Annotated in this window: 5 protein-coding genes; 3 read left to right on the top strand and 2 right to left on the bottom strand. The window is 68.9% G+C overall.

The genetic code is table 11. The features are described 5' to 3' along the window. The 3 genes from QZW52_RS18240 to QZW52_RS18230 all read left to right on the top strand — a co-directional run. Positions 1-1,691, top strand: a 1,691-nt coding sequence (locus QZW52_RS18240; RefSeq protein ID WP_294001343.1) for a type I secretion system permease/ATPase, incomplete at its 5' end; no start/stop codon positions are given. Next, positions 1,688-3,040: an HlyD family type I secretion periplasmic adaptor subunit gene (locus QZW52_RS18235; protein ID WP_294001340.1), complete on the top strand. Its 1,353-nt coding sequence runs from the start codon at positions 1,688-1,690 to the stop codon at positions 3,038-3,040. The genes QZW52_RS18240 and QZW52_RS18235, both read left to right, overlap by 4 nt. Further along, a complete protein-coding gene (locus QZW52_RS18230; RefSeq protein ID WP_294001338.1) occupies positions 3,030-4,451 on the top strand; it encodes a TolC family protein in 1,422 nt (473 codons plus the stop codon). Before QZW52_RS18235 ends, QZW52_RS18230 begins: the two co-directional genes overlap by 11 nt. Positions 4,452-4,673: 222 nt before the next feature. Here the strand turns inward: QZW52_RS18230 and QZW52_RS18225 are convergent, their stop codons facing one another. Together QZW52_RS18225 and QZW52_RS18220 are read right to left on the bottom strand one after the other, a co-directional pair. Further along, positions 4,674-5,429 (bottom strand): hypothetical protein, encoded by a 756-nt coding sequence (locus QZW52_RS18225; protein ID WP_294001335.1) that lies wholly within the window; start codon positions 5,427-5,429, stop codon positions 4,674-4,676. Between the two features lie 63 nt (positions 5,430-5,492). After that, on the bottom strand, positions 5,493-5,886 hold a 394-nt coding region (locus QZW52_RS18220), incomplete at its 5' end, for a YebC/PmpR family DNA-binding transcriptional regulator (protein ID WP_294001331.1).

The following is a 5,886-nucleotide window of genomic DNA, read 5'->3' as shown; positions in this document are numbered from 1 at the left end:
TGCTGGCGGAGATCCTGCTGATTTCCTTCGTGCTGCAGCTCATCGGGCTGGCCACGCCGCTGTTCTTCCAGGTGGTGATGGACAAGGTGCTGGTCAACCACGCGATGAAGACGCTCAACGTCATCGCGGTCGGCTTGATCTGCGCGACGGTGTTCGAGGCGCTGCTGTCCGGCATCCGCACCTGGGTCTTCGCGCACACCAGCAGCAAGATCGACGTGGAACTCGGCGCCCGGCTGTTCCGCCACCTGCTGAACCTGCCGCTGGCGTATTTCCAGTCGCGCCGCGTCGGCGACTCGGTGGCGCGCATCCGCGAGCTGGAGAACATCCGCAGCTTCCTCACCGGCAACGTGATGACGCTGGTGCTGGACCTGCTGTTCTCGTTCGTGTTCATCGGCGTGATGCTCTGGTACAGCGTGACGCTGACGATGGTGGTGCTGGCGTCGATCCCCGTCTACGTGCTGCTGTCGGTGGTGTTCACGCCGGTCATCCGCGCGCGGCTGGACGACAAGTTCAACAAGAGCGCCGAGAACCAGTCCTTCCTCGTCGAGACCATCAGCGGCATCGACACGGTGAAGGCGCTCGCCGTCGAGCCGCGCTGGGTGCAGAAGTGGGACCAGCAGCTCGCCGCCTACGTCACCTCGGGCCTGTCCGTCACCAACGTCGCCACCATCGCGGGCGGCGGCGTCACGCTGGTGAGCAAGCTGGTGACGGCGGCCATCATGTGGATCGGCGCGACGCTGGTGATCGACAAGCAGCTCACCGTGGGCGAGCTGGTGGCGTTCAACATGCTGGCGGGGCAGGTGTCGAGTCCGATCCTGCGGCTGGCGCAGCTCTGGAACGACTTCCAGCAGGTCGGCCTGTCGATGCGCCGGCTGGGTGACATCCTCAACGCCCGCACCGAGATCGCCGGCCAGAAGACCCGCCTGCCCCGGCTGCAAGGCGCCATCGAGTTCGATCAGGTGTCGTTCCGCTACCGCCCGGACGCGGCCGACGTGCTGCGCCAGGTGTCGCTGAAGATCGCGCCGGGCGAGGTGATCGGCATCGTCGGGCGCTCCGGTTCGGGCAAGAGCACGCTGACCAAGCTGGTGCAGCGGCTGTACGTGCCCGACCGCGGGCGGGTGCTGGTCGATGGGCAGGACATCGCCATCGTGGACACCCCCAGCCTGCGCCAGCAGATCGGCGTGGTGCTGCAGGAGAACATGCTCTTCAACCGCTCGGTGCGCGACAACATTGCCTTGACGAACCCGGCGCTGCCCATCGAGGTGGTCATCCAGGCGGCGCAGTTGGCCGGGGCGCACGAGTTCATCTGCGAGCTGCCCGAGGGCTACGACACGGTGGTCGGCGAACACGGCACCGGCCTGTCGGGGGGCCAGCGCCAGCGCATCGCCATCGCCCGCGCCCTCATCACCAACCCGCGCATCCTGATCTTCGACGAGGCGACCAGCGCGCTCGACTACGAATCCGAGAAGGTCATCCAGGACAACATGCGCCGCATCGCCCAGGGCCGCACCGTGCTCATCATCGCCCACCGCCTGTCCGCCGTGCGCGAGGCCAACCGCATCGTGGTGCTGGAGCGCGGGCAGATCGTCGAGGTCGGCAGCCACGCGCAACTGCTCGGCGTGCCCAAGGGGATCTACGCCCACTTGCACGCCCTGCAGCAAGGCCCGCAGCGCCCTGGGGTGACCGCATGAGCCTCAAGCACCGCATCGAGGCGTGGGGCGAACTCGTCACCCGCTACCGCCGCGTCTGGGGACATTTCTGGCGGCAGCGCGACGCCCTGACACCGCCGGACCTGCGCAGCGAGGAGGCCGAGTTTCTGCCCGCCGCGCTGTCCTTGCAGGCGCAACCCGTGTCGCCCGCCGGGCGCGGGGTGGCGTGGCTGCTGATGCTGCTGGTGGCGGCGCTGGTGGCGTGGTCGGTGATCGGGCGCACCGACATCGTGGTCAACGCCCAGGGCAAGGTCATCCCCAATGGCCGGACCAAGACGGTCGGGGCGCTGGAGGTGGCGCGGGTGCTGGCGCTGCACGTCGAGGAGGGGCAGGTGGTGCGGGCCGGGGAGGTGCTGATCGAGCTGGACCCGCGCCTGAGCGACACCGAGCAGGACAAGGCGCAGGGCGAGTTCCAGGCCGCGACGCTGCAGCGCGAACGCGCGGCCGCGCTGCTGGCCGCGCTCGACAGCGGCCAGCCGCCGACGCTGCCCGACGGCCCGGCGCTGGCCGACACCGACCCGGAGCGCCTGCAGATGACCCGCCAGCACCTGCAGGACCAGTGGCGCGACTACACCGCCCGCACGGCCCGACTCGATGGCGAGATCCGCCGCTACGGCCAGGAGCTGCCGCTGGTGGCGCAGCGTGCCCGCGACTACGCCGAGCTGGCGCAGACCCGCGACGTGTCGCGCCACGCCTGGATGGAGAAGGAACAGGCCCGGCTCGACCTCGAAGGCCAGATCGCCGACCTGCGCCACCAGAAGACCGCGCTCACCGCCGAGCTGCGCAAGTCGGCGCAGGACACCCGCACCGAGGCCAGCCGCCAGGCCGCCGCCGCGCAGCAGGAAGTGCGCAAGGGGCGCGTGCGCGGTGACCTGCTCAAGCTGACGGCGCCGGTCGATGGCACGGTGCAGCAGCTCACGGCCCACACCGTCGGCGGCGTGGTCTCGCCCGCGCAGCCGCTGATGCAGATCGTGCCCAAGCAGACCCGCGTGGAGATGGAAGCCTTCATCGAGAACCGCGATGTCGGCTTCGTCAAGGAAGGCCAGTCCGCCCAGGTCAAGATCGACGCCTTCGAGTACACCAAGTACGGCACGCTGGACGCCACCATCGCCCACGTCTCCCGCGACGCCATCCAGGACGAGAAGCGCGGGCCGATCTACGCCGTCCGGCTGGTGCTGGCGCGGCCGGTGCTGCGGGTCGAGGGTCAGGACCAGCCGATCACGGCGGGCATGTCGGGCAGCGTGGAGATCAAGACCGGCTCGCGGCGGCTGATCGAATACGTGCTCTCGCCGCTGGTGCAGCACGCCCGGGAGAGCCTCAATGAGCGGTGAGTTCGGGCGGCTCGCCGGGCGGGTGGTCGGTTGGTGCGCCCTGGTGCTGGTCGGGCCGGGGGTGTCTGCCGCGACTTCGGCACTGGCCGAGCGGCTGGAGAACCCGCTGGCGGTGCCGCGGCTGGTCGAATCCGCTGCGGAGCCGGTCGCCGCCCCTTGCAGCGAGGCGCTGACACCGGGCGGGCCGCTGTCGCTGGCGCAGGCGATGCACACCGCGCTGTGTCTCAACCCGCAGGCGCGCGCAGCCGGGGCGGCGATCCGGGTGCAGGCGGGCACGGTCGGCGAGGCGCGGGCGGCGTATTGGCCCAGGCTCAACATCGGCGTGAACCGCCTGTTCAGCCGCACGGTCTACGCCGACAGCGAACTGCCCGACGACGACCGGGTCGGCACCAACCGCTCGGTCAACCTGACGTGGCGGCTCTACGACTTCGGTGTACGGGGCGCCAACCTGGACGCGGCAAACCAGTCGCTGCGGGCGGCCATCGCCTCGCAGGAGGCGACGCTGCAGAAGCTGATGTCGGCGGTGGTGGACACCTATTTCGAGGCCGTGACCACGCAAGCCGCGCACCGTGCCCGCGCCGAGGCGGCGCGTGTCGCTCGCTCGACGCTGGAGGCGACCGAGCGCCGGGAAGCGCGGGGGGTGGCGGCGGGCAGCGACGTGCTGCAGGCCCGTGCGGCGCTGGCGCGGGCGCAGCTCGCGGCCCAGCGGGCGCGGGGGGAGCAGGCGAAGGCGGTGTCGGTGCTCGCCTACGTGATGGGCCTGCCGGGCACGGCGCCGGTGACGCTGCCGGACGACCTGGAGGCGCCCGACGCGCCGGCCGTGCAGGGTCTGGCGCACTGGCTGGCCGAGGCGCAGGACGGCCACCCCGGCATCCGTGCCGCCCGGGCGCAGCGCGAGGCCGCGTTGGCCAAGGTGTCCGCCACCCGCGCCGAGGGCTGGCCGACGCTGGAGTTCAGCCGCGCCGACCAAGTGAACGGCGTGCCCAGCCAGGGCTTCGGCGCCACCCGCAGCCGCGTCACGACCTACGGGCTGGCGCTGTCGATCCCGCTGTTCGAAGGCTTCGCCCGCGTCTACAAGGTCAGCGGTGCGCAAGCCCAGGCCGAGCAGAGCGACGCCAACCTGCAGAACGTGGTGCTGCAGGTGTCGATGGAGGTGCTCAAGGCCCACGCCGACGCCACCGCCGCGCTCGACAACCTGCAGGCCAGCGCCACGCTGGTCGAGGCCACGCAGGCGGCGGTCGGCAGCGCGGCACGGCGCTATGACAAGGGCGTGAGCGACATCCTGGAGCTGCTGTCCACGCAGAACGCGCTGGCCGACGCCCACCAGGAACGCATCCGCTGTCTGGCCGAGTGGCACGCGGCGCGGCTGAAGCTGGCGGCGGCGGCGGGGGTGCTGGGGGCGCTGGATTAACCGGCCACTGGCACCCAGATCTCCGTGCGCAGCGCCCCGGAGGGCGGTTGCACGGCGTGGCCTTGCCCATTCGCCATCGCGTAGCCGAACACCACGCCCGCCACGTAGCGGCAATGCGGATCATCCGGCCCTTGCGCATCGTCGGGACCGAGGCTCAGCCAGCACCGATTCCTGCCCGCTCACCAGCAGCGCACACGCCCGCTGCCGCCGCCGCCATGAGCCTCAATCCTTGAGCTTGTAGGATTCCAGTTCCTCGGCGTACCGCTCGTTCCTGGTGCCATTGCTGGTGTAATACTCCTCGACCGATTTCACCCATCGCCGCACCTCTGGCACATACCAGTAAGCCTTGTAGGTTCTTCCCGTGCTGACCATGCCGGCTGAATTCTGGACCTGGCTGATCATCGTTGTGTTTCCCTGGGTGGATTCGGCCCCTTGCACCACACGACTCACGGGCTCTGCTTCCGCCTGCCAGGTGCCTTCGGCCTCGATCTTCAGCGCACTGAATTTTCCAGCGGGAACTTCAACGTCCTCACGGCCGACAACGACATATTTCGTGTTGTGGGTTTCATATTTGTTCCTGCTGTTCGGCGGTTTCTGCTCCGTGTATTGCAGCTCCCAGGATTGCCCGATGGTCATCGGGAATTTGAGCGGGCGGGCCACAACGGTCTCCTTCCCGTTGACGGCGCGCAGCCGCCCCCAGTCAGCCCCGATGACGAATTCCCGCACATTTTGAGTGGAGCCACTCTGCTTGGTGCTCAAGTACAGGTTGGCGGCGGTGACGCGATTGACGGCCAACTCATTTCTGGTTTTGGTCCATCCGGATGAACCCGTCTCGACTGTGTATTGATATACCCACGAGTCACCGGCCTTGAGGGGTGGTGATTCGACCGATTCGGCTTGCGCCATGAACGGCACAGCGAGGCTGATCCAGCCCATCAATGAGGAGACATTCAATTTCAGGAGATTGCGGCCGGTCATTTTTTCCTCTGAGTGGGGTGGAGTGGTCTGGGCACCATTTCACGCGGAAACTGCGGGTGGGGCTTATCCGCCCAGCCCCGCGAACACGTTCTGCACATCCTCGTTGGCATCCAGCGCCGCCAGGAATGCCTCGACCTCTTCCAACTGCTCCGCGCTCAGGCTGTCCGGCGCGACCGGGTTCTTCGGCTTGTACCCGAGCTTGGTGGACAGCACCGTGAACCCGTGGGCGGGCAGGGCGCGGCTGACCAGGTCCAGCTCGGTGGGCGCCGTGTAGAACAGCGTCGTGCCGTCCTCGTCGCCGGCGTCCAGATCCTGCGCACCGGCTTCGATGGCGGCCATTTCCGGGTCGGTGCCGGCTTTGGCGTCGGTCGGCTCGGCCTCGATCATGCCGAGGTGGTCGAAGTCCCACGCGACCGACCCGGAGGTGCCCAACTGACCCTTGCGGAACAGCACGCGC

This window comes from Sphaerotilus sp. (assembly GCF_013299175.1).
GTDB lineage: Bacteria > Pseudomonadota > Gammaproteobacteria > Burkholderiales > Burkholderiaceae_C > Sphaerotilus.
Note: the sequence above shows the minus strand (reverse complement) of the source record. Positions and strands in the feature narration are given on the sequence as shown.

Coding starts and splice junctions, on each gene's coding strand:
- QZW52_RS18225 (WP_294001335.1), bottom strand. CDS start 5,429: ATGACCGGCCGCAATCTCCTGAAATTGAATGTCTCCTCATTGATGGGC.
- QZW52_RS18235 (WP_294001340.1), top strand. CDS start 1,688: ATGAGCCTCAAGCACCGCATCGAGGCGTGGGGCGAACTCGTCACCCGC.
- QZW52_RS18230 (WP_294001338.1), top strand. CDS start 3,030: ATGAGCGGTGAGTTCGGGCGGCTCGCCGGGCGGGTGGTCGGTTGGTGC.